This is a genomic window from Sphingomonas sp. (assembly GCF_042095875.1).
GTDB lineage: Bacteria > Pseudomonadota > Alphaproteobacteria > Sphingomonadales > Sphingomonadaceae > Sphingomonas.
The window spans coordinates 27,350-53,722 of sequence record NZ_JBELMJ010000005.1; the positions used below are offsets into that span (position 1 = coordinate 27,350).

Genomic DNA, 26,373 nt, shown 5'->3' on the forward strand with positions numbered 1-26,373 from the left:
TCCTACGTTGTTTAAGGGGTCAGACGACGCTATCTCGCGCCGCATGAACGATACGAACTCGCTTCTGGCTCCCACCCCGGCTCCGGTGCGCGCGCGCAAGCCCGACTGGATCCGCGTCAAGGCGCCGACCTCGACCGGTTTCGCCGAGACCAAGCAGCTGATGCGGCGCCTGAACCTCGCCACCGTGTGCGAGGAGGCCGCCTGCCCGAACATCGGCGAGTGCTGGACCAAGAAGCACGCCACCGTGATGATCCTGGGTGACACGTGCACGCGCGCGTGCGCCTTCTGCAACGTCAAGACCGGCATGCCGCGCGCGGTCGACCCGCTCGAGCCCGAGCATGTCGCGGTGGCGGCGGCCGAGATGGGGTTGCAACATATCGTCATCACCTCGGTCGATCGCGACGATCTGCCTGATGGCGGCGCGTCGCAGTTCGTGAAGGTGATCCAGGCCCTTCGTCGCAACACGCCGTCGACGACGATCGAGATTCTGACACCCGACTTCCGCAACAAGGCGCAGGCCGCGGTCGAGTCAATCGTCGAGGCGCGGCCAGACGTGTATAATCACAATCTGGAAACCGTGCCCCGGCTCTACCCGACGATCCGCCCGGGTGCGCGCTACTATGCGTCGCTCAGGCTTCTGGAGAGCGTGAAGCGGCACGACCCGTCGATCTTCACCAAGTCGGGCGTGATGATGGGTCTGGGCGAGGAGCGGCTCGAAGTCCATCAGGTGATGGACGACATGCGCTCGGCCGACATCGATTTCCTGACCATGGGCCAGTACCTCCAACCCACGCCCAGGCACGCCAAGGTCGCCGATTTCGTCACGCCCAAGGCGTTCGACGCCTACGCCGCGATCGCGCGCGCGAAGGGCTTCCTGCTCGTCGCCTCCTCGCCGCTCACGCGGTCGAGCTATCACGCGGGCGACGATTTCGCGAAGCTGCGTGCCGCGCGCGAGGCGAAGCTGGCGCGCGCCTGATGCCGAAGCACTCGGAGACACGCGCGCTGCCGTACACGCCGGAACAGATGTTCGACATGGTGGCGGACGTGAGGCGTTACCCGGAGTTCCTGCCGTGGGTAACCGCGATGCGCGTGCGGCAGGACGGCGATACCGAGACAGTCGCCGACATGATCGTCGGCTTCAAAGGCCTGCGCGAGACGTTCACGTCCAAGGTGAGGAAGCAGCGGCCCGAGACGATCCATGTCGAGTACGTCGACGGGCCGCTCAAGTACCTCTACAACGACTGGCGCTTCCGTGAGGACGGGAAGGGCGGCTGCCTGGTCGACTTCTCGGTTGACTTCGCGTTCAAGAACCGCATGTTCGAAATGCTGGCGGGGCAGGTGTTCTCGGTGGCACTACGCCGCATGATCGGCGCGTTCGAGACGCGGGCCGCCTCGCTCTACGCCGCCTCGACCGCGGGTCCCGGCAGCAGCAGTTCGAGCGCACAGAGCGCCGCCTGAAGCCGGATGCCGCCGCGACCGATGTCGCCGAAGTTCTTGCGGTCGGCGACGATGTCGGCGGGGTCGCCTTCCCGCTCCGCGCGCGCGAACACGACGGTGCCGACCGGCTTCTTCTCGCTGCCGCCTCCCGGCCCGGCCACGCCGGTGATCGCCACCGCGACGTCCGCGCCCGACTTGGCCAGCGCGCCCTGCGCCATGCTCCACGCGGTCGCGATCGATACCGCGCCGAACGTGTCGAGCACGTCGCGGCTGACGCCCAATGTCGCGATCTTCGCCTCGTTCGAGTAGGTCACGAACCCGGATTCGAACACCGCGGACGATCCCACGATCTCGGTCAGCGCGGCGCAGACCAGCCCGCCGGTGCAGCTTTCCGCTACCGCGACGCGACGCTGGATCGCACTATTCTCCTCCACCACGCGGCGCGCGGCGGCGATCAGTTCGTCCGGCAGCACGCTGTCGCTCGTTCCCGCGCTCGCGTCCTCGCTCATTGGGCGGTCCTCGCGGCGCAGATCGGCAGATCGGGCGCGTCGCGCATCGCGCCGCGCGCGTGCTCGGCCTTGATGTACTGGAGCGTCGCGACGACGATCCCCGCCGTGTTGCGCGCCGGCAGCGGCTCCAGCAGCGTGACCAGGCGGTCGAGCGTCGGGCAATCGCGCGCTTGCAGTCGCCCGGTGATTTGCGGCGCGAAGAGGCTGGTCAGCATCGGCCTGGCATAATCGCTCATCAGCAGCAGTTCCACCGACGGGTCGCTCAGTTTCGCGATCGCCTGTCTCGCGGCGGGCCAGGCGCGATCAGCCTCGGCGTCGTACTTGGCGAGGAAGGGACCGGATGTGCGCCGCAACAGGCTGGTCGCGGGCAGCGCGGCGCAGACGCGGCCGGCGTCGCGGATGATCGCGGGCATGCTGACCAGCGCGATCGACTCGGCCTCCGCTTGGTTGAGGCACGGCGACTGCGCGGCCGCGGGCGCGGCGATGAGCGACAGCGCGGTGGCGAGTGCCAGCAGGGAACTCACGCCAGCGTACCCGGTAGCTGGATCGTCGCCACCGCCTGCGCGGCGATCCCTTCGCCACGTCCGGTAAAGCCCAATCGCTCGGTCGTCGTCGCCTTTACGCTGACGCGGTCTACCGGCAGGTCGAGCAACGCACCGATCCGCGCCTGCATCGCGGCGCGGTGCGGGCCGATCTTGGGTGCCTCGCACATGATCGTCAGGTCGACGAAGGTCACGCGTCCACCACGCGCCTCGACCAGTTCGCGCGCGTGGGCGAGAAACTGGCCCGACTCGGCGCCCTTCCACTTGGGGTCGCTCGGCGGGAAATGCGTACCGATGTCGCCCGCCGCGATCGTGCCGAGCACCGCGTCGGTGATCGCGTGGAGCGCGACGTCGGCGTCGCTGTGCCCCGACAGTCCCCGGTGATGCGGAATCAGCACGCCGCCGAGCCACAACTCCTCGCCGTCCTCCAGCCGGTGGACGTCGAAGCCGCTCGCCGAGCGCGTCTCGTAACCGATGCGCGCCTCGGCCGCGGCGAAATCGGCGGGGTAGGTGACTTTCTCGAGCATCTGGTCGCCCTGCACCAACGCGACGCGCTCGCCAAGCGCGCGCACCATCTGCGCGTCGTCGGTCGGCGCGTCGCCCGACCACATGTCATGCGCGCGGAGCAGCGTCGCGCGGCGGAACGCCTGCGGTGTCTGGACGCGGCGCAGCGGCTCGCGCGCCACCAGCGTGCCGTCGGTGTGGACCAGCGTGTCGGCGACCGGCAGCACCGGGACGGCACCGTCAGAAGCGTCGAGCGCCGCGAGCAGGCGGTCGATCACCGCGGCGGGCACGAACGGCCGCGCAGCGTCGTGGACCAGCACGACTTCGGCGTCCTCCGACACTGCCAGCCCCGCCGCGACCGAGTCGTGGCGCGCCGCACCCCCGAGCACGAAGCGGGCTTGCGGCAACGCGTCGCGCAACATGGCTTCCTGACCCTCGCCAATCACGATCACCACCTCGTCGATCCGCGGGTGGGTCGCGAGTGCGTGGTAGCTCCACGCCAGCATCGCCCGGCCCGCGAGCGGCGCGAATTGCTTGGGGCCGGACTGACCCGAACGGGAGCCGGTGCCGGCGGCGACGATGATCGCGGTCGTTGTCATCGTCCGCGCGCCTAGTCGCATCGCGCCCGCCTTGCCACCCCCGCCTTGCCACCCTCGCCTGGAGCGTTTACTGCCTAAATAACAGGCAACATGCAGAAGCTTACTCCCATCCAGATCGGTCCGGTGCGGATCGACCAGCCCGTCGTGCTCGCGCCGATGACCGGCGTGACCGACCAGCCGTTCCGCACATTGGTGCGTCGCTACGGCTCCGGCCTCAACGTGACCGAGATGATCGCGAGCCAGGCGGCGATCCGCGAGACGCGCCAGTCGCTGCAGAAGGCGATGTGGCACCTGTCCGAGGAGCCGGTGTCGATGCAGCTCGTTGGCTGCGCGCCCTTCGAGATGGGGGAGGCGGCGAAGCTCGCGCGCGACAAGGGCGCGGCGATCATCGACATCAACATGGGCTGCCCCGTGCGCAAAGTGACCAACGGCGACGCGGGCTCGGCGCTGATGCGCGATCTCGTGCTCGCGCGCGCGATCATCGAGGGCGTCGTGAAGGCGGTGGAGGTACCGGTTACGCTCAAAATGCGGATGGGCTGGTGCCACGACAGCCTGAACGCACCCGAGCTCGCACGGATCGCCGAGGATCTGGGCATTCGCATGGTCACCGTCCACGGCCGCACGCGCAACCAGATGTACAAGGGCTCGGCCGACTGGCGCTTCATCCGCCGGGTCAAGGACGCGGTGTCGATCCCCGTGATCGCCAACGGCGACATCTGCGGAATCGAGGACGCCGAGGCCGCACTGGAGCAATCGGGTGCCGACGGCATCATGGTAGGGCGCGGCGCTTACGGTCGCCCGTGGCTGCTCGGTCAGTTGATGACGTGGTTCGCCGAGGGCCGCCGCGTGCCCGATCCGTCGCTCGACGAACAATATCACGTGATCGCCGAACATTACGACATGATGCTCGACCACTACGGCCCCGTCACTGGCGTCAACATGGCGCGCAAGCACATCGGCTGGTACACCAAGGGGATCGACGGTTCGGCCGTGTTCCGCAACAAGGTGAACCAGGAACCCGACGCGAACCGCGTCAAGGCGATGCTGCGCGACTTCTACGCGCCGTATCTAAATCGCGCCGCGGCGTGATGCTCGCGGCGTGCGATCCTGGTGACGCCGATCTGCTGGCGGCGTTGCCGGTCGCGATGCTGCTGCTCGACCCCGCCGATCGGATCGCGCGCGTCAATGCCGAGGGCGAGACGCTGCTCAACATGTCGCAGCGCGCGCTGCTGGGGCAGGGGATTGCCGATGTGCTCACCCTGCCGAGCAGCGCCGCGCGCCGCGCCGGGCACGCCGCCGCCGCCTTCGACACCCAGGTCGAGACCGCGCGCGGGCTCAAGCTGCGCGTCGACCTGATCGAGGCGGAGGTTCCGGATCGCGCGGGTTGGCGCGTGCTCACGCTGCACAATGCCGCGCCCTCGCGCCGGCTCGGGCAGACGATGGACCGCGCCGCCGCCGCGCGCTCGGCGGTCGGGGCGGCGGCGATGCTCGCGCACGAGATCAAGAACCCGCTGTCGAGCATCCGCGGCGCGGCGCAACTGATCGCCGACGGTGCCGCGCCCGATGACCTCTGCCGGCTGGTCATCAAGGAAGTCGACCGCATCGCCGCGCTGATCGACCGCATGGAGGATTTCACCGACACCCGCCCGCGCGAGGTCGCGGCGCTCAACATCTATCCGCTGCTCGCGCACGCGCGACGCGTGGCGCTGGCGGGTTTCGCGCGCGGGATCGCGATCGAGGAGCGCTACGATCCCTCGCTGCCGCTCGCGCTCGGCAACCACGACGCTTTGTTGCAGGTGATCCTCAACCTGCTGAAGAACGCGGCCGCCGCGCTGGGGCAGATTGGGGAACGCCGTATCACGCTGGCGACGGCCTATCGTCATGGCATTACCGTCGCCGCGCGCGACGGCAGCGGCCGCGTCGCCTTGCCGATCGAGATCTGCGTCATGGACACCGGACCCGGCGCGCCGGACGACATCGCCGAACACCTGTTCGACCCGTTCGTCTCGAGCAAGCCGGAGGGCAAGGGCTTAGGACTGGCGCTGGTCGACAAGCTGATCCGCGACATGGGAGGGATCGTGCAATATTCGCGCGAGGGCGTGCCGCACGCGACGGTGTTCCGCATCCTGCTACCGCGCGCCGCGTGATGGCCGGCGCGGATATCCTGCTGGTCGACGACGACGACGCGGTACGACTGGTGGTCGCGCAGGCGCTGCGCCGTGCCGGGCACCAGGTCCGCACCGCGACCTGCCTCGCCGATCTCGACCGCGAACTGGGCGCCAAGCTGCCCGACGCCCTGGTCACCGATGTCGTGCTGCCAGACGGCGACGGCATCGACCACGCGACCCGCATCGTCGCCGAACACAGCGACCTGCCGGTGGTGGTACTCTCCGCGCGCAACACGCTTACCACCGCGGTCCGCGCGAACGAGGCCGGCGCCTACGATTATCTGCCCAAACCGTTCGACCTCGACACGCTGACCCGCACCGTCGCGTCCGCCCTCGCGCGCCGACGCGGCGACGCGGCGCCGGCCAGCGACGACGCCGACGCGTCCTTGCCGCTGATCGGGCGATCGCCCTCGATGCAGGAGGTCTACCGCGTCATCGCGCGCGTCGTCTCGAACGACCTCACCGTGCTCGTCTCCGGCGAGTCGGGCACGGGCAAGGAACTGGTCGCGCGCGCGATCCACGACCTGGGCGCCAGGCGCCATGCACCGTTCATCGCCATCAACATGGCCGCCATCCCCCGCGACCTGATTGAGGCGGAGCTGTTCGGTCACGAGCGCGGCGCTTTTACGGGGGCAGCGCAGCGCACCGCCGGACGCTTCGAGCAAGCGAACGGCGGTACGTTGTTTCTGGACGAGATCGGCGACATGCCGCGCGAGGCGCAGACGCGACTGCTTCGCGTGCTGCAATCGGGTGAGTTCACGACGGTCGGCGGCTCGCGCGCGATTCGGGCCAACGTCCGCATCGTCGCCGCGACCAACCGCGATTTGCTGGCGGCCGTCGCGGAAGGCGCTTTTCGTGAGGATCTGTTCTACCGGCTCAACGTCGTGCCGATCTCGCTTCCCGCCTTGCGCGAACGCCGCGACGATGTGGCCGAGCTCGCGCGGCATTTTCTCGATCGCGCTGCGGAAGCAGGGTTGCCACGCAAGACCCTCGACCCCGCTGCAGTTTCCGCGCTGGAGGCGCACGACTGGCCCGGCAACGTGCGCGAGCTGGAAAATCTGATGCGTCGGCTCGCCGCGCTGTCGCGCGACGACCGGATCAGCGTTGCCGAGATCCGCGGCACGATGGGCGGCGGCACGGCCTCCACGCCGTCACCGGCTGCGCTCGATCTGGACGAGGCCGTACACGCGATGATCGACCACCTGGCCCACACCGAGCCTCGCACGCTCGATGACGGAACGCTCCACGCCCGCCTGGTCGCCGCGGTCGAGCGGCCGATGATCGAGGCGATGCTACGTCGGCACGGCGGCAACCAGCTGCGCGCGGCGCGCGCGATCGGGCTCAATCGCAACACGTTGCGCAAGCGGCTCGACCTGCTCGGGATCGACCCGGACGTCCCGCCAATCACGGCGTCATAGGCTCCGTTCACCGAAATATGTGTTTTCTATGCAACAGTGATGGTGTAGCGCGCCGTTGATGCATGCCGGCGCCGAGCCCGCTTTCCCGTCGCTATCGCCACTGAAGCGCAGGCTGTCGGTGACCCCGACGGTCGAATTGGGCGTGCTGGCAGCCGTGCTCGCGGTGGCAGTCGCCAGCTACTTCATCGTGCGCGGCGAGGGCGATCCCAAGGGGTTGCTGGCGCCGCCGGTCATCGCGCTCGTCCTCGTCGCCAATCTGGCGGGCGGTATCGCACTGATGATGCTCGCCGGGCGTCGTATCGCGCGCCGCCGCGCCGCGCGCTCGCCGGTGGGTGGGGAGGGGCGGTTGCACGTCCGCCTCGTGCTGTTGTTCTCGGCGGTCGCGGCAGTGCCGGCGCTGCTGGTGACGATCTTCGCTTCGCTGCTGTTCCAGTACGGCGTGCAATTCTGGTATTCCGACCGCGCGCGCAGCATGTTCGAGAATGCCGCCAGCCTGGCGCAGGAGAATTACCGCAGCGAGCTCAACCGCGTGGCGCAGGAAACTGCCACTATGTCGAGCGATCTCGCCAATTACCTGCGCAACGACACGATCGATAGCAAGCGCTTCAGCGAGGGGCTCGCCTACCAATTGTACCTGCGCAACCTGTCGGAGGCGCTGATCGTCAGCCGCGGCGCCGACGGCGAGTTGCGCACCCTGGCGCTGCTCAACCCGTACGATCGTCCGCTGGAGCGTGTCGTCACCCCCGCTATGGTGGCGAAGCTGGATCGTTCCGGACCGACCGTGATCGTGCAGGGTACCGATCGCGCCGGCGCGCTGACGCGGCTCGATTATCAACCGAACACCTATCTTTACTCGGCGCGCGTCTTCGACCCGCAATTGTCGGCGCAGATCGACCGCGGCGCGGCGGTGCTCGGCGATTATCGCCAGCTGCTGGAGCGCGCGCGCTCGCTGCAGCTGCGTTTTAACGCCGCGCTGCTCATCATCTCGCTGCTGATCGTCGGCATCGCGGTGTGGATCGCGCTCCAGGTGGCGGACCGGCTCGTGCGCCCGGTCGGCGAACTGGTCGAGGCGGCGCGGCGCGTCGCCAACGGCGATCTCGCCGCGCGCGTGCCCGACACGCTGGAGCGCGACGAGGTCGGCGTGCTCTCCAACGCCTTCAACGCGATGACCTCGCGCATCGAGACGCAGAACACCGCGCTCGTCACCGCCAACACCCAGCTGGAGAGCCGCCGCGCGCTGATCGAGGCTGTGATGTCGGGCGTGTCCGCCGGCGTGCTGTCGATCGCCGAGGATCGCACCATCCGGCTGATCAACAGCTCGGCGCAGACGTTGCTCGGCCTCGAAACCTCGCCGATCGGGCGCCCGCTCGCCAGCGTCGCGCCCGAGCTCGACGCGTTGCTCACCGCCGGCGCGCGTGAGGGCGCGGTGCAGGTGTCGGTCGCGGGTGAGCAGCGCACCTTCGCCGCGCGAGTCGCGCGCGACGGGTCGGGGCCGATCATCACCTTCGACGACATCACGCAGCAGCTGACCGATCAGCGCCGCGCCGCCTGGGCCGACGTCGCGCGTCGCATCGCGCACGAGATCAAGAATCCGCTTACGCCGATCCAGCTCGCCGCCGAGCGACTCCAGCGCCGCTACGGCGGCAAGGTCGAGGAGGGCGATACGACATTCGCGCGGCTGACCGACACGATCGTGCGGCAGGTCGGCGATCTGCGCCGAATGGTGGACGAGTTCTCATCGTTTGCCCGCATGCCCAAGCCCGTGTTCCGCCACGAGGCATTGCTCGACGTCGCGCGCCAGACCATGTTCCTCCACGAGGTCGCGCACCCGCGCATCCGCTTCACGCTCGACTACGACGATTCGGCACCGATGCTGGTGTGCGATCGCCGCCAGCTCGGACAAGCGTTGACCAACGTGGTCAAGAACGCGGTCGAGGCGGTCGAGGCCGCGGATCGCGACGACGCGTCGATCACCATGCGCCTGACCGGCGACGATCGGCGCGTGACCATCAGCGTCGCCGATACGGGCGTCGGGCTGCCCGCGGAACGCGAGCGGATCGTCGAGCCGTACATGACGACGCGCGCGCGCGGCACCGGCCTCGGCCTCGCCATCGTCAAGAAGATCGTCGAGGAGCACCACGGATCGATCAGCTTCGACGATCGTCCGGGCGGGGGCACGATCGTGACCCTGTCATTCGAGCCAGCGCTGCTCGAACCGCTCGCGCTCGACGACGAACCAGACAGCCAGCACGACGATCGCTCGATCGCCGCTTTGACCAGGAGCCGGAACTAGACGCATGGCGATCGACATCCTCGTCGTCGACGACGAACTCGACATCCGCGAACTCGTGGCCGGCGTGCTGGAGGACGAGGGCTATGACACGCGCGTCGCCGCGGACAGCGACACCGCGCTGGAGGCGATCGCGACCAGGCGACCGAGCCTGGTGCTGCTCGACGTCTGGTTGCAGGGATCGCGCATCGACGGACTGGAGCTGCTCGACGAGATCAAGCATCGCGACCCGTCAATCCCCGTGCTCGTGATCTCGGGGCACGGGACGCTCGACACCGCGGTCGCCGCGATCCGAAAGGGCGCGGCCGACTTCATCGAGAAGCCGTTCCAGGCCGAGCGCCTGCTGCTGATGGTGGAGCGCGCGACCGAGACCGAGCGGCTGCGCGCCGAGGTGGCGTCGCTGCGCGCGGCGGCGGGCAGGGCGGTCGACCTGACCGGCAATTCGACCGGGATCAACGCGGTGCGCGCGACGCTCAAGCGCGTCGCGGGAACGGGCAGCCGCACGCTCATCATGGGGCCGGCGGGCGTCGGCAAGGAGGTGGCCGCGCGTCTGCTCCACGGCTGGAGCCAGCGCGCGCACGCCAATTTCGTGCTGATGAGCGCGGCCGGCATGGCGCCCGAGCGCGTCGAGGAGGAACTGTTCGGCGTCGAGGAGCACGGTGACCTGAAACGCACCGGCCTGCTCGAACAGGCGCACGGTGGAACGCTGTTCCTCGACGAGATCGCGGACATGCCGATGGCGACGCAGGCGCGCATCTTGCGGGTGCTGACCGATCAGAGCTTCACGCGAGTGGGGGGCACGCGCGTCGTCAAGGTCGACATCCGCGTCGTGTCCGCCACCGCGCGCGACCTGCCGGTCGAGATCGCCGAAGGGCGCTTTCGCGAGGACCTGTACTACCGCCTCAACGTGGTGCCGGTGACGATCCCGTCGCTCGCCGAGCGGCGCGAGGACATCCCGCCGCTGGTCGAGCATTTCGTCGCGCATTACGCCGCCGAGCGCCGCGTCGCGACGCCACAGATCGCGACCGAGGCGATGGTGGCGCTGCAATCGTTCGATTGGCCGGGCAACGTGCGCGAGTTGCGCAACGTCGTCGAGCGGACGATCATCCTCGCGCCGGGCAATCGCATCGGGCGGATCGACGTCGACCTGCTGCCGGTCGAGGTGCTGGGCGATCAGGGTTCGGGCGCGGGCAGCAGCGCGATCATGGGCGCGCCGCTGCGAGAGGCGCGCGAGACGTTCGAGCGCGAATATCTGCGCGTGCAGATCAGGCGCTTCTCGGGCAACATCTCGCGCACCGCCAGCTTCATCGGCATGGAACGCTCGGCGCTGCACCGCAAATTGAAGTTGCTCGGCATTACCGAGACCCGCGAGGATTGAGCCACCGGCAACTTATCGTCCGCGTGGCACTGGACGCGGGGCGGCACGTTGCATAGCTTCATCAACGCCGACGCCGGGCACCGGCGCATCGCGGGGAACCTCCCGCCAAGAACAAGGACGATCTCATGGCCGACAAGCCCACCTCGCTCCAGGACCTTTTCCTCAACTCGCTGCGCAAAACCAAGACGCCGGTAACCATGTTCCTGGTGAAGGGCGTGAAACTGCAGGGCATCGTCACCTGGTTCGACAATTTCTCGGTGCTGCTGCGCCGCGACGGCCAGTCGCAGCTCATCTACAAGCACGCCATCTCGACGATCATGCCCGCGGGGCAGATCGACGTCGGGGGGATCGTCGGCTCGCTGGGTGAGCCGGCCCGCAAGCAGCCGCTGCTCCAGGACATCTTCCTCAATGCCGTCCGGAAGTCCGAGGACCCGGTAACGATGTTCCTCGTCAACGGCGTCATGCTGCAGGGCGCGATCGCGGCATTCGATCTGTTCTGCATGCTGCTCCAGCGCGACGGCATGTCGCAGCTCGTCTACAAGCATGCCGTCTCGACCATCCAGCCGTCGCAACCGCTAAACCTGGCCGAGGAGCAGGACGGGGATTGAGCGTGTACCAGCTGGAGTCGCAGGCGTGAGCGCCGGGTTCGATCGCGACCGCGACGAGTTCGCCCGCGGAGCCAAGGCAATCGTTGTATTTCCCGATCTCGGCGGGTCGTCGCGCGACGCTGACGCGAGACTCGAGGAGACCGCGGGCTTGGCCGAAGCGATCGGCGTCGAGGTGGTCGACCGCATCGCGCTACGCGTGCGGGCACCTCGCGCTGCGACGCTGATCGGCAGCGGCCAGATATCCGATATCGCCGGGCGCGCCCGGATGGAGGATGCGCAACTCGTCGTGTTCGATGGCGCGCTGACACCGATCCAGCAGCGCAACCTGGAGACTGCGCTCGAAGCCAAGGTGATCGATCGCACCGGCCTGATCCTCGAGATCTTCGGCGAGCGTGCGGCAACCGCCGAGGGCCGACTGCAGGTCGAGCTCGCGCATCTCGACTATCAGTCGGGTCGGCTGGTGCGCAGTTGGACCCACCTGGAGCGGCAGCGCGGCGGCTTCGGATTTCTCGGGGGCCCGGGCGAGACGCAGATCGAGGCCGACCGTCGCCTGATCCGCGATCGTATGGCACGGCTGCGACGCGAGCTCGACCAGGTGACGCGGACGCGCGGGCTCCACCGTGAGCGACGCCAGCGCGCGCCATGGCCGGTCATCGCGCTGGTGGGCTATACGAATGCGGGCAAGTCGACGCTGTTCAATCGCGTGACCGGCAGCGACGTCATGGCCGAAGACCTGCTGTTCGCCACGCTCGACCCGACGCTGCGGCAGATTTCGTTGCCCGGGATCGACAAGGCGATCCTGTCGGACACGGTAGGCTTCGTGTCCGAACTGCCGACGCAGCTCGTCGCCGCGTTCAAGGCCACGCTGGAGGAGGTCGTCTCGGCGGACCTGTTGATCCACGTGCGCGACATCGCGCATCCCGATAGCGAGGCGCAGCGCGCCGACGTGGAGGCGGTGCTGGAAGAGATCGGCGTCGCCGACACGACGCCGCGTATCGAAGCGTGGAACAAGGTGGACCAACTCGAACTGGTCGATCGGGACGTGCTACTGGCCGACGCGAGCAGACGCGACGACGTGGTCGCGATCTCCGCGCTGACCGGGCAGGGGGTCGACGACCTGATCAGGCATGCAGCAACGCGGCTGACCTCGGCCCACCGTCGCTACGTGATCGCACTCGATCCCGCCGATGGCGCCGGCGCTGCCTGGCTGCATCAGCACGGCGAAGTTTTGTCGCAGCAGATCGACGACGATCAGGCGCATTATGAGGTGCGGATGGCCGAGCGCGATTACGACCGGTTCCAGCAACGATCGTTGGAGGACTAGGTATCTGACCTGTTGGCTGACGGGTCGCTTTCACGTTCATCGGCCTTCGCGCGCAGCCAGAGTGCTTCCTGCTGCTCCAGGTCAAGTGCGCCGATGTCCGCGGTGCTGGCTTCCATCGCCGCGAAGCGCCGCTCGAACTTGGCGGTGGCACGTCGTAGCGCTGCCTCCGCATCAATCCCGTGGTGGCGCGCCCAGTTAACCGTGGCGAACAGGAGATCGCCGATCTCGTCCTCGCGCGCATCGGTCATCTCGGCCCGATCGGCTTCGTGCAATTCCTCGTCGATCTTCGCTCGCGGACCTGTCGCGTCGGGCCAGTCGAACCCGACACGGGCAGCCCGCTTCTGGATTTTCTCCGCTCGCTGCAGCGCCGGCAAACCGAGCGCAACGCCAGCAAGCGCGCCGCAAAAACCCTTGGCCTGCCGCTCGGTCGCTTTCACCTGCTCCCAAGAGTGGTGACTTATATCGGCGACAGTGCCGAAGATATGCGGATGGCGCCGCTCCATCTTGTCGCTGATCGCAGTGACGACGTCTTCAAAGGCGAATAGACCGGCTTCCTCAGCGATACGGCTGTGGAACACGACTTGCAGCAGGAGATCACCGAGTTCGTCCTTGAGGTCGCCCATGTCACCGCGCGTGATCGCGTCGGCGACTTCATAGGCTTCCTCGATCGTGTAAGGTGCGATGGTCTCGAACGTCTGCGCGCGATCCCATTCGCAGCCATCCGGCGAACGCAGCTGCTGCATGATCGAGAGAAGGCGTTCGATAGCCATGTCTAGTCTCTAAACAGAGTTCGATAATAAACATTATGTGAAGTAAAGCTTAAGATCGTGTTTAGCAGACGGCGCGGACGAGGATGAACCCGATCGCGAAGATGACGATCCAAGCGATCGCGTACCGTATCACTGTAGCCATCGGCAGACGCCGCGCCGCTAGCGCGGATAGCGGGAGCAAGAGAAGAAGCGCGTAGAATAGTGTCTGCCCGAGCATATCGCTCACCAGCGACGTTCCCAGCCGTCGAAACCGGGTTCTACTCCCCTAGGCAGCGTATCGCTTAGCGTTCGATAGTCCATCGACTGATCCATGTGGATCAACGCCGTCTCCGCCGGTCCGAGTTCCTCGATCCACCCAAGCACTGTTGGCAGATCGGCGTGCGATGGATGCGGACGTCGGCGCAAGGCGTCCACGATCCATAGGTCCAGATCAGCGTAGCACGCGCGCATGTCATCGGTCATGCCGCTGACGTCGGTCGCGTACCCGACCCGCACGCCGCCCGCGTCGAAGCGCAACCCGGCTGATGTGATCGAACCGTGCGGTTGATCGACCACGCTGATACTGATTGTTCCAACAGTCAGGGTATCGGACAGGTCCGACAACTCGACTGTCGGCGGGTAGCCCCCCGCTCCGTCGAACACGTAAGCGAACTGGCGCCGCAACAGCGCGGCCGTGGCCGGTCGCGCATAGCCCGGAACGGGCGCACCCCGCGCGTGGTAGATTTGTCGCAGATCGTCGATGCCGAATACGTGGTCGGCATGCGCGTGCGTCCATATGACCGCGTCCACGACGCCGACGTCGGCGGCGAGCAATTGCTCGCGCATGTCGGGGCCGGTATCGATCAGGATGCGCGTCCCGTCGTGTTCGACCAGCAACGACGCGCGCGTGCGGCGATTGCGCGGCTCGGCCGGATCGCACGCACCCCAGTCATTGCCGATGCGCGGCACCCCCGACGACGTTCCCGACCCGAGGATGCGAACCTTCACGCCGTCGCCTGCGCAGCCGTCTTGCTGAACAGCGCGTGAAAATTGTGAGCCGTATACATCTGTAAATGCCCGACTTCCTCGCCACGCAAGTTCGCCAGGAACCCCGCCGTGTCGGCAACGAAGCCCGGCTCTCCCGTCTTGCCGCGATGTGGCACGGGCGCGAGGAAGGGCGCATCTGTTTCGATCAGCAGCCGATCGCCGGGGATGCGTGCTGCCGTCTCCTGAAGGTCGCGGGCGTTCTTGAACGTTACGATGCCGGAGATTGATATGAAGAAGCCGAGCTTCATCGCCGCGTCGGCGAAGGCAGCGCTGGCGGTGAAGCAGTGGATCACGCCGGTGTAGGCGCCCCTGCTCATCTCGTCGCCGAGGATCGCGAGCGTGTCCTCTTCGGCATCGCGGGTGTGGACGATCAGCGGGACGCGCGCCTCGCGCGCCGCGGCGATGTGCGCGCGGAAGCTCGCCTGCTGACGCTCGCGGTCCGAGTAGTCGTAATGATAGTCGAGCCCGCTCTCTCCGATGGCGACGACGCGCGGGTGCGCGGCGCGCGCGACCAGCCGCGCCGTGTCGACGTGCGGGTGCGCATCGGCCTCATGCGGGTGGATGCCGACGCTTGCCCACACGTCGGGTTCGCGCTCCGCCACGGCGAGCACGTCGTCCCACTCGCTCTCGCGCGTGGCGATGTTCAGCATCGCCGTGACGCCGCGTGCGCGCGCGCGTGCAAGCACCGCCTGCTGTTCCTCGGCGAGCCCCTTGTAGTTCAGGTGGCAGTGGCTATCGACCAGCATCAGGCGGCGACCTCCGCCTCGGCGGGCAGTTCCAGTCGCGGGAATGCCGGGGTTGGCGCCGCGAGCACGAAGCCCGACGCGGCCTGGCGGGCGTACCAGCCATCGTCGTCGATCGCGGCGTGCGAGCGATCTTCGGCCCCGAGCAGGTCGAGCACGTGCCCCGCGCCGCGCGGCACCACCGGCAGGATCGCGATCGCGAGCATGCGGATCGCGCGGACGAGCGTGCCGAGCACCGCGTGCATCCGCGCGAGATCGGTCTTGCGCAACGACCACGGCGCCTGCGCGTCGATGTACTGGTTGCACGCGAAAACGCCGCGCAGCCACGCCTCGATCCCCTGGCTGAGCATCAGGTCATCGAAAGCGGTGCGCAGGCCGGCGCAGGCGACGACCATTTCCTCGATCAACTGCGCGTCGGCGTCCTCGCGGCGGCCGACATCGGGCAGCGAGCCGCCGAGGTTCTTGGCGATGAACGACAGCGTCCGCTGCGCCAGATTACCGAACGCGTTCGCGAGTTCGGCGTTAACGCGGGTCACGATCGCCTCGGCCGAGTAGCTGCCGTCCTGCCCGAAGCTGACCTCGCGCAGCAGGAAGTAGCGCAGCGCGTCGACCCCGAACGCGTCGACCAGCCCGAGCGGATCGACCACGTTGCCCAGGCTCTTCGACATTTTCTCGCCGCGATGAAGCAGGAAACCGTGGCCGAAGACGGTCTTGGGCAGCGCGATCCCCGCCGACATCAGGAACGCGGGCCAGTAGACCGCGTGGAAGCGGACGATGTCCTTGCCGATCAGATGGAGGTCGGCGGGCCAGTACGGCATCTCACCATCGGGGTAGCCCGCGCCGGTCAGGTAGTTGGTCAGCGCGTCGACCCACACGTACATGACGTGGCCGTCGCTGTCGGGCACCGGCACGCCCCAGTCGAACGTGGTGCGCGACACCGACAGGTCGGACAGCCCGCCCTCGACGAAGCGCATGATCTCGTTACGGCGGCTCTCCGGGCGAATGAAGTCGGGCTCGCGCGCGTAGAGGTCGAGCAGAGGCTGCTGGTACTTGGACAGACGAAAGAACCACGTTTCCTCCGCGGTCCAGGTCACCGGCGTGCCCTGCGGCGACAACTTGGCGCCGCCCTCGCCCGCGACCAGCTCCTTCTCGTCGTAGAAGGCTTCGTCGCGGACCGAGTACCAGCCCTCGTAACGGTCGAGGTAGAGGTCCCCCGCCGTCTCCATCGCGCGCCAGATCGCCTGGCTGGCGCGGTAATGGTCATCGTCGGTGGTGCGGATGAAGCGATCGTAGCTGATCGCCAGTGTGTCGCACATCCTCTTGAAATGACCCGACATCTCGCCCGCGAACGCGCGCACGTCACGCCCCTGGTCGCGCGCGGTCTGCGCCATCTTCAGCCCGTGCTCGTCGGTGCCGGTCTGAAGGCGTACGTCGCGTCCGGCCTGCCGCTGGAAGCGCGCGATCGCGTCGGCGGCGATCGCTTCGTAGGCGTGGCCGATGTGCGGGCGACCGTTGGGGTAGCTGATCGCGGTGGTGATGTAGAAGGGCTTGCCCATGCACCGCTCCTAGCCGGACGCCCGGCGTAAGTCAGCCCCGTGTTGCGCGCGGTGCGTCGCCCGCCAGCCTGGACACGAGGCCGGCGAGTTCGAGCACGGTGCCGCCCGCGTCTAGCGACAGGCCACGCGCCGCCCCCGCCACGTCGCGCGCGCGCGCGTAGGCGTCGAGCGCCACCTGGAGCGCGGGACCGCGCCGGTCCTGCGCCGCCTCCGCGATGATACCGGGCACACGATCGAGGAACGCCTCGTAGCGCGGCTGCGCGGCCTTGGCGCTCAGTGCCTTGGCGAGCCTGAAACGGCGGCTGGTATCCGGGTCACCGTCGCGCGCGATCGCGTGGAGCGCGTCGTCGATTTCGGACAGGTCGAGTTCGGCGTAGCGCAGCGCGCGGCCCGGCGAGCCGCCGCCGACGCGGACCAGCGCCGCAATCTCGTCCGCGCTCGCCTCCGGTAGCGCCTGCGACAGCGCGTCGCGCATCGCCGCGTCGTCGAGCGGCTCCAGCCGGAGCACGCGACAGCGCGAGCGGATCGTCGGCAGCAAGCGACCGGGCGCGTGGCTGACGAGCAGGAAGATCGTGCCCGCGGGTGGTTCCTCCAGGCTCTTGAGCAACGCATTCGACGCGCCGGGCCGCTCCAGTTCGTCGGCGCTGTCGATGACGATGACGCGCCGTTCGGACAACGAGGCCATGGTGCCGAGAAAGGGCGCGAGGCCGCGCACCTGATCGATCGTGATCGAGCGTGCGCGCTCGCCGTCCTTGCCGTCCTTCTTGGGCAGGCGACGTAGCTCGCGAAAATCGGGGTGGGACCCGGCTGTGAGCAGTGCCGAGGTACGGTGACCCGCGGGCAAGGACAGTCGCGGCGGCAGGGCGCCGGGCTCCGCCGCCTCGGCGAGCAGCCGCGCTGCAGCGGCGCGCGCGAACGTCGCCTTTCCGATCCCCGGCGGCCCGGTAATCAGCCAGGCGTGGTGCAGTGCCCCGCCGCGCATCGCCGCGAGCAGTGCGTCGCTGGCCGCGTCGTGGCCATACAGCGCCGGCACGAGCTGCCCCTCCGTCACCGCAGCCACGGTGCCAGATCGGCGAGGATCGCAGTCGTGACCGCTCGCGAGTCCTGCGCCGCGTCGATGCGGCGCACGCGCGCGGGCTCCTGCTCGGCGATCCGCTCAAACGCGGCGGCGACCGCGTCGTGGTAGCTGGGATCACGCGCGGCGAAGCGATCGGCAGCCGCGCCGTCGCGCGCGGCGGCGCGCCCGGCACCGACGTGTACCGGTAAAGTCAGCAGGTAGGTGCGATCCGGCAGGAGCTCGGCCGAGCCGAAGGCGTGGAGCGCGAGCACGTCGGCGTCGGCGATCCCGCCGGCCGTGCCTTGATAAGCACGCGACGAATCGAGGTAGCGGTCGCAGATCACCCAGGTGCCCGCGTCCAGCGCCGGGCGGATCACCTTCTCGACGTGGTCGGCGCGCGCGGCGGCGAACAGCAGCGCCTCGCTGCGCGCGCTCCAGCGACCCGCGTCACCCTGCATCAGCAAAGCGCGGATCGCCTCCGCGCCCTCGCTGCCGCCGGGCTCACGCGTGATGAGCGTTGCGCGACCCAGCGCCTGCAACGCGTCGGCGAGCGCGCGTACCTGGGTCGACTTGCCCGCCCCCTCGCCCCCTTCCAGGCTCAGGAAGCGTCCGAGCATTACCCGAACATGCCGGTCAGGCCGTGCCACGCGCGGCGGAAGAACCCAGCCTCGCCTACGTCGGTCGCGGCGTTGAGCGGCGTGACCTGCTGCGGCAGGCCCGGCGCGCTGACCACCAAGTCGGCGACGTGCGTGCCCGCCTTGATCGGCGCCTTGAGCGGACCCTGGTAGACGATCTTGCCCGACACCGCCGGGCTGGTCCCCGCGGGCACCGACACGGCGACCACGCGCGGCGCGACGAGGTCGACCGCGGTCACGTCACCCATCTGCACGTCGGCCTGCCCGACCACGCGGCCGCTCTTCACCACCGGCTTCGACTGCCAGGCGCGGAAGCCCCATTCCATGAAACGCACCGATTCGGACGCGCGCTGGTTGAAGCTGGTGAGCCCCGCCAGCACCATGACGAGGCGGCGGCCGTTCTGCTCAGCCGAGCCGGTGAAGCCGTAGCCGGCCTCTTCGGTGTGGCCGGTCTTCAACCCGTCCGCGCCGGCGACGCGCCCGAGCAGCGGATCGCGGTTCGCCTGCGTGATCTGGTTGCCGCCCATCGTCTTGCCCCAGGTGAAATCCCGGCGCGAGTAGAATTGCTTGTAGAGCTTCGGGTGCTGCTCGATCGTCGCGGAGGCCAGCTTGGCGAGATCGCGCGCGGTGACGTAGGTGACGCCATTGTCGGGCCAGCCGTTCGAGGTGCCGAAGTGGCTGTTGGTGAGCCCCAGCTTCTTCGCATTCTCGTTCATGCGATCGACGAACGCCGGCTCGGTGCCAGACAGACCTTCCGCCAGCACGACGCACGCGTCGTTGCCGCTCAGCGTGACGATGCCGTAGAGCAAATTGGCGACCGACACGCGCTCGCCCGCGGACAGGAACATGGTCGAGCCCGCCGAGGGCCCGTGCCACTTCTGCCACGTCTCGGGCCGCACCTCGAGCTCCTGGTCGAGCCGGATGTCGCCTTTTCGCAGCATCTCGAATGCGGTGTACACCGTCATCATCTTCGCCATGGAGGCGGGCGGCATACGGCGGTCGGCGTCCTTCGCGAACAGCACCGCGCCCGACGACATGTCCTCCATGAAGGCGACGGGTGCGGGCGTGTCGAACTGCGGCGCGGCGGGCGCCTGCGCGACGGCCGGATAGGCGCCGGCGAGAACCACGGCAGGAGCCGCGATGGCGGTCAGGAACTTGGGCATGGACGCACTTTCCACATTCTGGCCACGAGGGGCATCGTTCACGAAATCAGGGGGCGGAGATGATCGAGGCGCCACCATAGCCACGCGCAATCGCCGCGTCACGCGCCCGCTGCGCCCGCGCGCGATCGGCGAACGGGCCCAGACGGATACGCCACAGCGAACCCGCGCGCTCGACCTGGCCGTTCAGGTCGCGTGCCACAGCGCGCGCGCGCTGCTCGTCAGCCAAAGCGGCAACTTGGACGCGAAAGCGGCCCTGCGGTGCAGCGGCCGCTTGGCGGACGGCGGCCGCTGATCGGACCGGCCGCGGCGGGGCGGCGCGCGGCTTCGGCGCGGGCGCTCGCGCGGTCTGTGAGGCGGTCAGGCCGCGCCGTAGTGCCTGCAACAGGACCTCGGGCGCGGGAAGACGCGGCGACGCGCTGTTGCCGGCACGCAGCGCGGCGAGGTCAGCGGCGCTCGCCTGGATGCTGCGGACGCGTACCGGGCCGCCCTGGTCCGGCAATCCCAGCGCTCGCGCGGCCGCGGCGGACAGCTCGATCTCGGCGCCGGTCGTGTCGGGTCGCGCGGTGATCTGCACCAGGATGATGCGTCCGCTGTCCAGCGCGGTCACCTCCGCGACCGAACCGAGCGGCAGCGCGGCGTGCGCGGCCGTTATCGCCTCGCCCCGACCCACGCGCGCCGATCCGACGCGGTCGTAGGCCGACGCCTGCCCGTTCCCTGCCGTGGCGCGTGCCAGCCCGCTCTGTTCGCTCGTCGGCGCCTGCGCGGCGAGCAGCGGCAGAGCTAGCAGCAGCCTAGCGTGCGATCTCATCGGCCAGCAGCCCCACCGACAGCGCGTAGAAGTTGGAACAATTATAATCGAGGATGACGCGGTAATTGCCCGTCAGCAGGTAGGCGGTGCGCCCCGCGCCATCGGGCTCGATCAAAACGGCCTGCGTCGTGTCGCGCGGCCAGGCGCCGTTCTGCGGCGCGATGCCCATCGCGCGCCACTCGGCCATCGTCCGCCACCCGCTGTGCCGCGCGAAGACGCGCGGGCAGCGCGGCGAGACGAGGCGGTTGGTCGCCGCGCTGCGATCCAGGCTCTCGGGCACGTTGACTGCGACGCCCCACGGCTCGCCCGGGCGCCACCCGGCCTGCGTGAAATAATTGCCGATCGAGGCGAGCGTGTCGGTCGCGCTGCTCCAGATGTTGGCGAAGCCGTCGCCGTCCGCGTCGCGCGCGAGCCGCAGATAGGCGGACGGCAGGAACTGCGGGTTGCCGGTCGCGCCCGCCCAACTGCCGACCAGACGCGCGCGCGGTACGCCGCGGTCGATCATCTTCAGCGCGGCGATGAACTCGCCCGCGAATAAAGTGCGGCGACGGCCTTCGTAGGCCAGCGTCGCCAGGCTGCGCAGCAGGTCGAAATCGCCGGTGTAGCTGCCGTAATTGGTCTCGTGCCCCCAGATCGCGATCATGATCGGCGCGGGGACACCCGTCTCGGCCTCGACGCGGACCAGCCGTGCACGCTGCTCCTGATAGGTCCGCCGGCCGCGGCCGATCCGCGCCGCGTCGACGTGGCGGGCGCGATAAGGCGCGAACATCGGGATCGCCGCGCTGTTGTTCTGCTCCGGCTGCTGCCGATCCAGCGCGACGACGCGCGGATTGAACGTCAGCGTCGGCAGCACGGAGTCGACGGTCGCGGTCTTGACCCCCGCGGCGATCGCCTGCGCGCGCAGGGTCGTCAGATAGGCCTGAAAGCCGCTCTCGTCCTGCGCGACCGCGGGCTGACCGCTCACCAGCAAACAGGCCGCAGCCATCAATCCCGCCCGCCACCTGGCGGCTATTACTCGCACGATACGCATCCGCGCGTTCTGGCATAGCCCGCGACGTGCGAGAACAGTCAATCGTCGTCGCACTTGCACGCGGCACCGCAACCGTCCTAAGCGCGAGCCCGCACTGCGGAGAGATGGCCGAGTGGTTTAAGGCAGCGGTCTTGAAAACCGCCGTGGGTTCACGCTCACCGTGGGTTCGAATCCCACTCTCTCCGCCACCAGCGGTATCAGGCGTAGCGCTCGGTCAGCGCGGCGACGGCCTCTTCGCTCAACGGTGTACGGAATTGGCATCCGGCGACGTAATCGTCCGCCCACATGACGTTGGCGGCAACAGGCCCGATCATGGGCAGGTTGAGCCAGATCGTCTGGCCGCGCGTCATGGCGCTGTACGTCTGCAGACGGCAGCCGTGGAGCGAGATGTCGACGACCTTGCACAAGGTACGCCCCATCCCGCCCTGGCCGTCCAGGCGCGCATCAAAGGAAACCGGCGCCCGCGGGGAGCGGCGCCGGCCATCCATTTGAGCTGGTTCAAATTCGGCCGCGAACATCGACATGTGAGGGACGCTAAGCCGCTATCCCTAACAGGTCGTTAGCGCAGCCAAAGCTGCTTACTTGCGCAGCGTCAGACCACCGCCGAAACGCTTGTTGAAGCGTGCGACCTGGCCACCCTGGTCGAGCATCTGGCCGCGACCGCCGGTCCATGCCGGGTGCGCCAGAGGATCGATCTCAAGCGTCATCGTGTCGCCTTCCTTGCCCCAGGTGGAGCGAGTCTCGTACACGGTGCCGTCGGTCATCTGCACCTTGATCATGTGATAGTCGGGGTGCGTTCCGGTCTTCATGGGTGTTCTCCACTGATGGCTGGTTCCGACCAGCCCGTCCAACCGCGAGTCGGTAGCGCCCGCGCGCGCAGAAGTCAAAGAATGTCGCGTCGGGCAGGCCGCTCAGGCGGCCTTAGGCGGATCGGCGATCATCGCGGTGAAGTTCGCCTGCGCGGCGACCTTGCCGTCGATCAGCGCTTTGCCGGAGAACTTGCACACGCTGCTGCGCTTCTGGACGAACTCGACTTCGAGACGGAGCAGCACGCCCGGCTCCACCGGCGCGCGGAACTTCGCCTCGTCGATCGCCATGAAATAGACCAGCTTGCCAGAACCTGCGAGCCCCAGGCTCTCGACCGCGAGCACGCCCGCCGCCTGCGCGAGCGCTTCGACGATCAGCACGCCCGGCATGATCGGCCGCCCGGGGAAGTGCCCCTGGAAGAAGCTCTCGTTGATCGTCACCGCCTTGATCGCGGCGATCGACCGGTCGGGGATCAGCTCCTCGACACGGTCGACCAGCAGCATCGGGTAGCGGTGCGGCAGCGCCGCCATAACGCGCGCGATGTCGAGCGGGCCGATCGACCCGCTCGCCACCGCATCATTGGTCGCCTGCTCGCTCACCGGCCGGTCGGCGCCTTCCGGGTGCTGGTGGCGGCCGGCGCTGCGGCGGGCGCAGCCGCGGCGGGCGCGCCGGCGCCCTGGCCGGGCTGCCAGTTGGCGGGAACCGCGGTGCTGACGCTCGGCACCAGGCGGTCGAGCTCGGCGGTGATCGCCGGCGTGATGTCGGCGGCCGGCTGCGTGAACAGCGTCGCTTGCGGCGAGACCAGCAGGCTGACGTTCTTTGCCTTGACGACGTTCTGCACCGCGGTGGCGAGCTGGCGCTGCACCTGCTCGGCGGCGTAGGCGCGCGCGCGCTGCGCGGGGGCGGTCAGCCGCTGGAGCTCGGCGTTGCCGGCCTGCTCCTTGGCCTGAATCGCGCTCAGCTGCGGACGCAGCGACGCCTCGGTCGCGCCCGGCGCGCGGGCCGCGGTCTGCGCCGCGGTGACGAGCGGCTGGAGCTCGGCCTGGATCGCGGTGCGACGCGTGTTCGCCTGATCCAATTGCGCCTTGTAGGTCGTCTGGATCTGCGACACCGCGGTGGTAAAGGCGCGCGAGTTGGCGATCGCCGCCTCGGGATCGGCGACGGCGACGCCGTTCACCTGCGCGCTGGCGGTACCGGCGGCGATGACGCCCGGCGTCGCGAGCGCGGCGGCGAGCAGGATGGTCTTGAAGGTCTTCATCAGAACTGCGTCCCTACGTTGAAGGTGATGAGCTTGGGGTCGTCGCCAGGCTGCGTCAGCAATGCCTTGGCAAGGTCGATGCGCAGCGGCCCGAACGGCGAGTTCCAGTTGACGCCGACGCCGACCGTCACGCGCGGCTTGGGCGAGTCGCCCAAGAACCGCTCGTCGAACGGATTGGCGCGGATCACCGGATTGTTGCCGACCACGCCGTTGCAGGTGCCACCCGCGCCGGGGATGCCCGCGGCGCAGATCGTCGGCACGGTGCTGCCGTCCGCCAGCGTGTAGGTGTAGATCGGCTGCCCTGCCGCGTTGGTTACCGGCAATGGCAGAAATACCTCCTGACCGTTGACGATTCCCTTGGGGAAGTTGGCGGTGGCCGGCGGACGCTTCAGCCCGAACAGGCTGCCGACCTGCGCGTAGATCGACGGGCGCAGCCCCAGCTCGCGCGCGCCGGAGCCGAGCGGCAGTTCGAGCTCCACCTTGGCGAGGTAATAGGCCCGGCCGCCCAGCGCGTCGTCGACGATCTGGCTACGGTCGGTTTGCAGGATCTGGCGACCGTCCGCGTCGAGCGTGTACGGCGTGCGCAGCACGCGCGGGCCGACGCCGCGGATGTCGAAACCGCGGAACTGCGGCATGCCCAGGTAGAAGCGATCGTTGATGCGGATGCGGTCGTTGCCGTCCGCGCGCGCGCCCTCCAGCGAGTGGATGTACCCGCCCTCGGCCGTCACCGAGGCGATAAACCCGCTGCCCAGGCCCCTGAACTTCGCACCCTCCAGGCGCGTGCGGATGTACTTCACGTCGCCGCCCAGCCCGGCGAAATCCTGGCTGAACGAGACGCGCTGCCCCGCCGTCGGACGCAGCCGGCTGTTCAGGCTGTCGTAGATCAGCGAGTAGCCGATCGACGAGGTGAACCGGTTACCGAGCGCGGAGCAGAGATAGCTGCCCGCCTTCAGCACGTCGCACTGCCCGTTGGTGAAGAACGTACCCTCGTCCAGCGTCACTTCGTCGTAGGACAGGCCGTAGCGACCGGCGAGCTGGAGGTACTCGGTCAGCGGCACGCCCGCGCGCACCTGAAACCCGGTCGACACCTGCCCGTAGGTCGTGCGGCGATCGTTGCCGTTGAAGCCAAACGAATTGTAGTCGCGGCGAAATACGTCGACGCCGACCGCGACGTTGCGGTCGAACAGATACGGTTCGGTGAAGCCGAGCTCGATCGACTTCGAGTAGCTGGAATAATTGACGCCCGCGCGCAGCTCCTGTCCGCGCCCGCGGAAGTTGCGCTGCGTGATATTGGCCTGGATGATAAAACGTTCGAGGCTGGAATAACCCGCCGACAATTGCAGCTCGCCGGTCGACTTCTCCTCGACGTTCGCGTTCAGCACGACGCGGTCGGGCGAGGAGCCCTGCTCCTGCTTGATCTCGAACTTGTCCTGGAAATAACCGAGCGAGTTGATGCGGTCCTGGCTGCGCTTGACCTGGAAGCTGTTGAACGCGTCGCCCTCGGCCAGGCGCACCTCGCGCCGGATCACCTTGTCCTGGGTCTGCGTGTTGCCGGTGATCTCGACGCGCTCGACGTAGGTGCGCTGCGCCTGTCCGATGTGGAAGTTGATCGACATCGTGAGCGCTTCACGATCGCGATTGAACTCCGGCGCCACGTCGGTGAAAGCGTAGCCGAACAGCCCGGTGGTCTGGCTTAGGTTATCAACCGTGTCCTCGACCGCCTTGGCGTTGTACCAGTCGCCCTTCTTGATCGGCAGCGTCTTGGCGAGCTGCTTGCCGTCGAAGTCGCGGATGTCGCTGTCGACGGTCACGTCGCCGAATTTATACCGCGGCCCCTCCTCCACCACGTACGTGATGATGAAGTCCTTGCGGTCGGGCGTCAGCTCGGCGACCGCCGAGGTCACGCGGAAATCGGCATAGCCTTGCGTCAGGTAGAATTGCCGCAGCTTCTGCTGGTCGTAGGCGAGCCGATCCTGATCGTAGGAGGTGTTGGACGACAGCAGGCGGAAGAAGCGCGACTCCTTGGTCGCCATCTGCGCGCGCAGCTCGCCGTCGTCGAACTTCTCGTTGCCCAGGATGTTGATCTGGCGGACCTTGGACTTCGGCCCCTCGCTGATCTCGAACACCACGTCTACGCGGTTCTGGTCGAGGTTGACCATCTTCGGGTCGACCGACGCGGCGAAGCGACCCTGACGGCGATACAGTTCGACGATGCGCGCCACGTCCGCGCGGACCGCGGAGCGCGTGAAGATCTGGCGCGGCTTGAGCCGGATCTCCTTGGTGATCTTGTCGTCCTTCAGGCGCTTGTTGCCCTCCAGGATCACGCGGTTGATGATCGGGTTCTCGCGCACGCGGATCACGATGTCGCCCGTCGACGCGCCCGAGATCGACACGTCGGCGAACAGGTCGCTCGCATACAGGTCCTTGATTGCCTGATCGAGCAGTTCGTTGGTGTACGCCTGGCCCTGACGCAGCTTGGTGTAGCTGAGCGCGGTCTCCGGCTCGATGCGCTGCGTGCCCTCGACGCGCAACGTCTTGATCGTGCCGCCCTGCGTCGCGGAGGTAGCGGCGGCGGGCGCGGTCTGGGTAGCCGGCGCGGTCTGAGCCGATGCCGCGACCGGCAGCCCCGCCAGGATGGTGCAGCACAGCAGCGCCGGCAAGGCGCGCGCCCGCGAAGTCGAAACGTTCAGAACCGTCACCATGTTACCTTCGAGAAAACCCGTTGCGCTCGCCAGGCTCGCGC

At 68.3% G+C, this 26,373-nt stretch carries 25 protein-coding genes, 1 tRNA gene and 1 pseudogene; 10 read left to right on the forward strand and 17 right to left on the reverse strand.

Annotated features, from left to right (window positions below; translation table 11 throughout):
- Window positions 1-43: 43 nt before the first annotated feature.
- On the forward strand, window positions 44-976 hold the full coding sequence (gene lipA, locus ACFDS6_RS03090) for a lipoyl synthase (protein WP_375270642.1): 933 nt from the start codon (window positions 44-46) through the stop codon (window positions 974-976).
- Window positions 976-1,458, forward strand: coding sequence for a type II toxin-antitoxin system RatA family toxin (locus tag ACFDS6_RS03095; protein WP_375270643.1), 483 nt, complete (start codon window positions 976-978; stop codon window positions 1,456-1,458). Before lipA ends, ACFDS6_RS03095 begins: the two co-directional genes overlap by 1 nt.
- Here ACFDS6_RS03095 and ACFDS6_RS03100 read toward each other — a convergent pair.
- From ACFDS6_RS03100 to ACFDS6_RS03110, 3 genes are read right to left on the reverse strand one after another with little or no spacing between them, the layout of a single operon-like run.
- The gene (locus ACFDS6_RS03100; protein WP_375270644.1) at window positions 1,398-1,946 is read right to left on the reverse strand and encodes a CinA family protein; all 549 of its coding nucleotides are present in this window, start codon (window positions 1,944-1,946) and stop codon (window positions 1,398-1,400) included. The two genes, ACFDS6_RS03095 and ACFDS6_RS03100, sit on opposite strands and share 61 nt — an antisense overlap.
- The gene (locus tag ACFDS6_RS03105; protein ID WP_375270645.1) at window positions 1,943-2,470 is read right to left on the reverse strand and encodes a hypothetical protein; all 528 of its coding nucleotides are present in this window, start codon (window positions 2,468-2,470) and stop codon (window positions 1,943-1,945) included. Before ACFDS6_RS03105 ends, ACFDS6_RS03100 begins: the two co-directional genes overlap by 4 nt.
- The gene (locus tag ACFDS6_RS03110; RefSeq protein WP_375270646.1) at window positions 2,467-3,591 is read right to left on the reverse strand and encodes a bifunctional 2-C-methyl-D-erythritol 4-phosphate cytidylyltransferase/2-C-methyl-D-erythritol 2,4-cyclodiphosphate synthase; all 1,125 of its coding nucleotides are present in this window, start codon (window positions 3,589-3,591) and stop codon (window positions 2,467-2,469) included. The genes ACFDS6_RS03105 and ACFDS6_RS03110 overlap by 4 nt, the downstream gene beginning before the upstream one ends.
- A 90-nt stretch (window positions 3,592-3,681) precedes the next feature.
- Here ACFDS6_RS03110 and dusB point away from each other — a divergent pair, with 90 nt between their 5' ends.
- The 7 genes and pseudogenes from dusB (at window position 3,682) to hflX (ending at window position 12,777) form a co-directional block, all read left to right on the forward strand.
- A complete protein-coding gene (gene dusB / locus ACFDS6_RS03115; RefSeq protein WP_375270647.1) occupies window positions 3,682-4,680 on the forward strand; it encodes a tRNA dihydrouridine synthase DusB in 999 nt (332 codons plus the stop codon).
- On the forward strand, window positions 4,680-5,738 hold the full coding sequence (locus ACFDS6_RS03120; RefSeq protein WP_375270725.1) for a nitrogen regulation protein NR(II): 1,059 nt from the start codon (window positions 4,680-4,682) through the stop codon (window positions 5,736-5,738). The genes dusB and ACFDS6_RS03120 overlap by 1 nt, the downstream gene beginning before the upstream one ends.
- Window positions 5,738-7,177, forward strand: coding sequence for a nitrogen regulation protein NR(I) (gene ntrC, locus ACFDS6_RS03125; protein WP_375270648.1), 1,440 nt, complete (start codon window positions 5,738-5,740; stop codon window positions 7,175-7,177). The genes ACFDS6_RS03120 and ntrC overlap by 1 nt, the downstream gene beginning before the upstream one ends.
- 58 nt (window positions 7,178-7,235) lie before the next feature.
- Window positions 7,236-9,470, forward strand: a complete 2,235-nt coding sequence (locus tag ACFDS6_RS03130; protein ID WP_375270649.1) for an ATP-binding protein — start codon at window positions 7,236-7,238, stop codon at window positions 9,468-9,470.
- Between the two features lie 4 nt (window positions 9,471-9,474).
- Window positions 9,475-10,845: a sigma-54-dependent transcriptional regulator gene (locus ACFDS6_RS03135; protein ID WP_375270650.1), complete on the forward strand. Its 1,371-nt coding sequence runs from the start codon at window positions 9,475-9,477 to the stop codon at window positions 10,843-10,845.
- Between the two features lie 116 nt (window positions 10,846-10,961).
- A pseudogene (gene hfq / locus ACFDS6_RS03140) lies at window positions 10,962-11,453 on the forward strand (RNA chaperone Hfq); the annotation flags it as partial.
- 25 nt (window positions 11,454-11,478) lie between these two features.
- A complete protein-coding gene (gene hflX, locus ACFDS6_RS03145; protein WP_375270651.1) occupies window positions 11,479-12,777 on the forward strand; it encodes a GTPase HflX in 1,299 nt (432 codons plus the stop codon).
- Here the strand turns inward: hflX and mazG are convergent.
- From mazG to ACFDS6_RS03190, 9 genes are all read right to left on the reverse strand, one after another.
- Entirely contained in the window at window positions 12,774-13,547 is a 774-nt protein-coding gene (gene mazG, locus ACFDS6_RS03150; RefSeq protein ID WP_375270652.1) for a nucleoside triphosphate pyrophosphohydrolase, read from the reverse strand. The two genes, hflX and mazG, sit on opposite strands and share 4 nt — an antisense overlap.
- 222 nt (window positions 13,548-13,769) lie before the next feature.
- Window positions 13,770-14,534 carry an MBL fold metallo-hydrolase gene (locus tag ACFDS6_RS03155; protein ID WP_375270653.1) on the reverse strand — a complete coding sequence of 255 codons (765 nt, stop codon included), beginning with the start codon at window positions 14,532-14,534 and terminating at the stop codon, window positions 13,770-13,772.
- Window positions 14,531-15,319 (reverse strand): TatD family hydrolase, encoded by a 789-nt coding sequence (locus ACFDS6_RS03160; RefSeq protein ID WP_375270654.1) that lies wholly within the window; start codon window positions 15,317-15,319, stop codon window positions 14,531-14,533. Before ACFDS6_RS03160 ends, ACFDS6_RS03155 begins: the two co-directional genes overlap by 4 nt.
- A complete protein-coding gene (gene metG / locus ACFDS6_RS03165; protein ID WP_375270655.1) occupies window positions 15,319-16,872 on the reverse strand; it encodes a methionine--tRNA ligase in 1,554 nt (517 codons plus the stop codon). Before metG ends, ACFDS6_RS03160 begins: the two co-directional genes overlap by 1 nt.
- 31 nt (window positions 16,873-16,903) lie before the next feature.
- Window positions 16,904-17,854 carry an AAA family ATPase gene (locus tag ACFDS6_RS03170; RefSeq protein ID WP_375270726.1) on the reverse strand — a complete coding sequence of 317 codons (951 nt, stop codon included), beginning with the start codon at window positions 17,852-17,854 and terminating at the stop codon, window positions 16,904-16,906.
- A gap of 65 nt (window positions 17,855-17,919) precedes the next feature.
- Window positions 17,920-18,546 (reverse strand): dTMP kinase, encoded by a 627-nt coding sequence (gene tmk / locus ACFDS6_RS03175; protein WP_375270656.1) that lies wholly within the window; start codon window positions 18,544-18,546, stop codon window positions 17,920-17,922.
- On the reverse strand, window positions 18,546-19,727 hold the full coding sequence (locus ACFDS6_RS03180) for a D-alanyl-D-alanine carboxypeptidase family protein (protein ID WP_375270657.1): 1,182 nt from the start codon (window positions 19,725-19,727) through the stop codon (window positions 18,546-18,548). The genes tmk and ACFDS6_RS03180 overlap by 1 nt, the downstream gene beginning before the upstream one ends.
- A gap of 46 nt (window positions 19,728-19,773) precedes the next feature.
- A complete protein-coding gene (locus tag ACFDS6_RS03185) occupies window positions 19,774-20,535 on the reverse strand; it encodes an SPOR domain-containing protein (RefSeq protein ID WP_375270658.1) in 762 nt (253 codons plus the stop codon).
- Window positions 20,519-21,520, reverse strand: coding sequence for a lytic transglycosylase domain-containing protein (locus ACFDS6_RS03190; RefSeq protein WP_375270659.1), 1,002 nt, complete (start codon window positions 21,518-21,520; stop codon window positions 20,519-20,521). The genes ACFDS6_RS03185 and ACFDS6_RS03190 overlap by 17 nt, the downstream gene beginning before the upstream one ends.
- 143 nt (window positions 21,521-21,663) lie before the next feature.
- Here ACFDS6_RS03190 and ACFDS6_RS03195 point away from each other — a divergent pair.
- Window positions 21,664-21,753 (forward strand) — tRNA-Ser (locus tag ACFDS6_RS03195).
- 9 nt (window positions 21,754-21,762) lie between these two features.
- Here the strand turns inward: ACFDS6_RS03195 and ACFDS6_RS03200 are convergent.
- The 5 genes from ACFDS6_RS03200 to bamA all read right to left on the reverse strand — a co-directional run bounded on the left by ACFDS6_RS03200 (window position 21,763) and on the right by bamA (window position 26,332).
- A complete protein-coding gene (locus ACFDS6_RS03200) occupies window positions 21,763-22,089 on the reverse strand; it encodes a PilZ domain-containing protein (RefSeq protein ID WP_375270660.1) in 327 nt (108 codons plus the stop codon).
- Window positions 22,090-22,143: 54 nt separating this feature from the next.
- Window positions 22,144-22,374, reverse strand: coding sequence for a 50S ribosomal protein L31 (rpmE, locus tag ACFDS6_RS03205; RefSeq protein WP_019514824.1), 231 nt, complete (start codon window positions 22,372-22,374; stop codon window positions 22,144-22,146).
- Window positions 22,375-22,476: 102 nt separating this feature from the next.
- Window positions 22,477-22,971, reverse strand: a complete 495-nt coding sequence (gene fabZ / locus ACFDS6_RS03210) for a 3-hydroxyacyl-ACP dehydratase FabZ (protein ID WP_375270661.1) — start codon at window positions 22,969-22,971, stop codon at window positions 22,477-22,479.
- Complete coding sequence (locus tag ACFDS6_RS03215; protein ID WP_375270662.1) at window positions 22,968-23,630, reverse strand: OmpH family outer membrane protein; 663 nt, start codon at window positions 23,628-23,630, stop codon at window positions 22,968-22,970. Before ACFDS6_RS03215 ends, fabZ begins: the two co-directional genes overlap by 4 nt.
- Entirely contained in the window at window positions 23,630-26,332 is a 2,703-nt protein-coding gene (gene bamA, locus ACFDS6_RS03220) for an outer membrane protein assembly factor BamA (RefSeq protein ID WP_375270663.1), read from the reverse strand. Before bamA ends, ACFDS6_RS03215 begins: the two co-directional genes overlap by 1 nt.
- Window positions 26,333-26,373: the final 41 nt, after the last annotated feature.

Excerpts from the sequence above, each read along its gene's own strand:
- lipA (WP_375270642.1), top strand. The coding sequence starts at position 44 with ATGAACGATACGAACTCGCTTCTGGCTCCCACCCCGGCTCCGGTGCGC.
- ACFDS6_RS03095 (WP_375270643.1), top strand. The coding sequence starts at position 976 with ATGCCGAAGCACTCGGAGACACGCGCGCTGCCGTACACGCCGGAACAG.
- ACFDS6_RS03100 (WP_375270644.1), bottom strand. The coding sequence starts at position 1,946 with ATGAGCGAGGACGCGAGCGCGGGAACGAGCGACAGCGTGCTGCCGGAC.
- ACFDS6_RS03110 (WP_375270646.1), bottom strand. The coding sequence starts at position 3,591 with ATGACAACGACCGCGATCATCGTCGCCGCCGGCACCGGCTCCCGTTCG.
- dusB (WP_375270647.1), top strand. The coding sequence starts at position 3,682 with ATGCAGAAGCTTACTCCCATCCAGATCGGTCCGGTGCGGATCGACCAG.
- ACFDS6_RS03120 (WP_375270725.1), top strand. The coding sequence starts at position 4,680 with ATGCTCGCGGCGTGCGATCCTGGTGACGCCGATCTGCTGGCGGCGTTG.
- ntrC (WP_375270648.1), top strand. The coding sequence starts at position 5,738 with ATGGCCGGCGCGGATATCCTGCTGGTCGACGACGACGACGCGGTACGA.
- ACFDS6_RS03130 (WP_375270649.1), top strand. The coding sequence starts at position 7,236 with ATGCATGCCGGCGCCGAGCCCGCTTTCCCGTCGCTATCGCCACTGAAG.
- ACFDS6_RS03135 (WP_375270650.1), top strand. The coding sequence starts at position 9,475 with ATGGCGATCGACATCCTCGTCGTCGACGACGAACTCGACATCCGCGAA.
- mazG (WP_375270652.1), bottom strand. The coding sequence starts at position 13,547 with ATGGCTATCGAACGCCTTCTCTCGATCATGCAGCAGCTGCGTTCGCCG.
- ACFDS6_RS03160 (WP_375270654.1), bottom strand. The coding sequence starts at position 15,319 with ATGCTGGTCGATAGCCACTGCCACCTGAACTACAAGGGGCTCGCCGAG.
- metG (WP_375270655.1), bottom strand. The coding sequence starts at position 16,872 with ATGGGCAAGCCCTTCTACATCACCACCGCGATCAGCTACCCCAACGGT.
- ACFDS6_RS03170 (WP_375270726.1), bottom strand. The coding sequence starts at position 17,854 with ATGCGCGGCGGGGCACTGCACCACGCCTGGCTGATTACCGGGCCGCCG.
- tmk (WP_375270656.1), bottom strand. The coding sequence starts at position 18,546 with ATGCTCGGACGCTTCCTGAGCCTGGAAGGGGGCGAGGGGGCGGGCAAG.
- ACFDS6_RS03180 (WP_375270657.1), bottom strand. The coding sequence starts at position 19,727 with ATGCCCAAGTTCCTGACCGCCATCGCGGCTCCTGCCGTGGTTCTCGCC.
- ACFDS6_RS03185 (WP_375270658.1), bottom strand. The coding sequence starts at position 20,535 with ATGAGATCGCACGCTAGGCTGCTGCTAGCTCTGCCGCTGCTCGCCGCG.
- ACFDS6_RS03190 (WP_375270659.1), bottom strand. The coding sequence starts at position 21,520 with ATGGCTGCGGCCTGTTTGCTGGTGAGCGGTCAGCCCGCGGTCGCGCAG.
- ACFDS6_RS03200 (WP_375270660.1), bottom strand. The coding sequence starts at position 22,089 with ATGTCGATGTTCGCGGCCGAATTTGAACCAGCTCAAATGGATGGCCGG.
- rpmE (WP_019514824.1), bottom strand. The coding sequence starts at position 22,374 with ATGAAGACCGGAACGCACCCCGACTATCACATGATCAAGGTGCAGATG.
- ACFDS6_RS03215 (WP_375270662.1), bottom strand. The coding sequence starts at position 23,630 with ATGAAGACCTTCAAGACCATCCTGCTCGCCGCCGCGCTCGCGACGCCG.
- bamA (WP_375270663.1), bottom strand. The coding sequence starts at position 26,332 with ATGGTGACGGTTCTGAACGTTTCGACTTCGCGGGCGCGCGCCTTGCCG.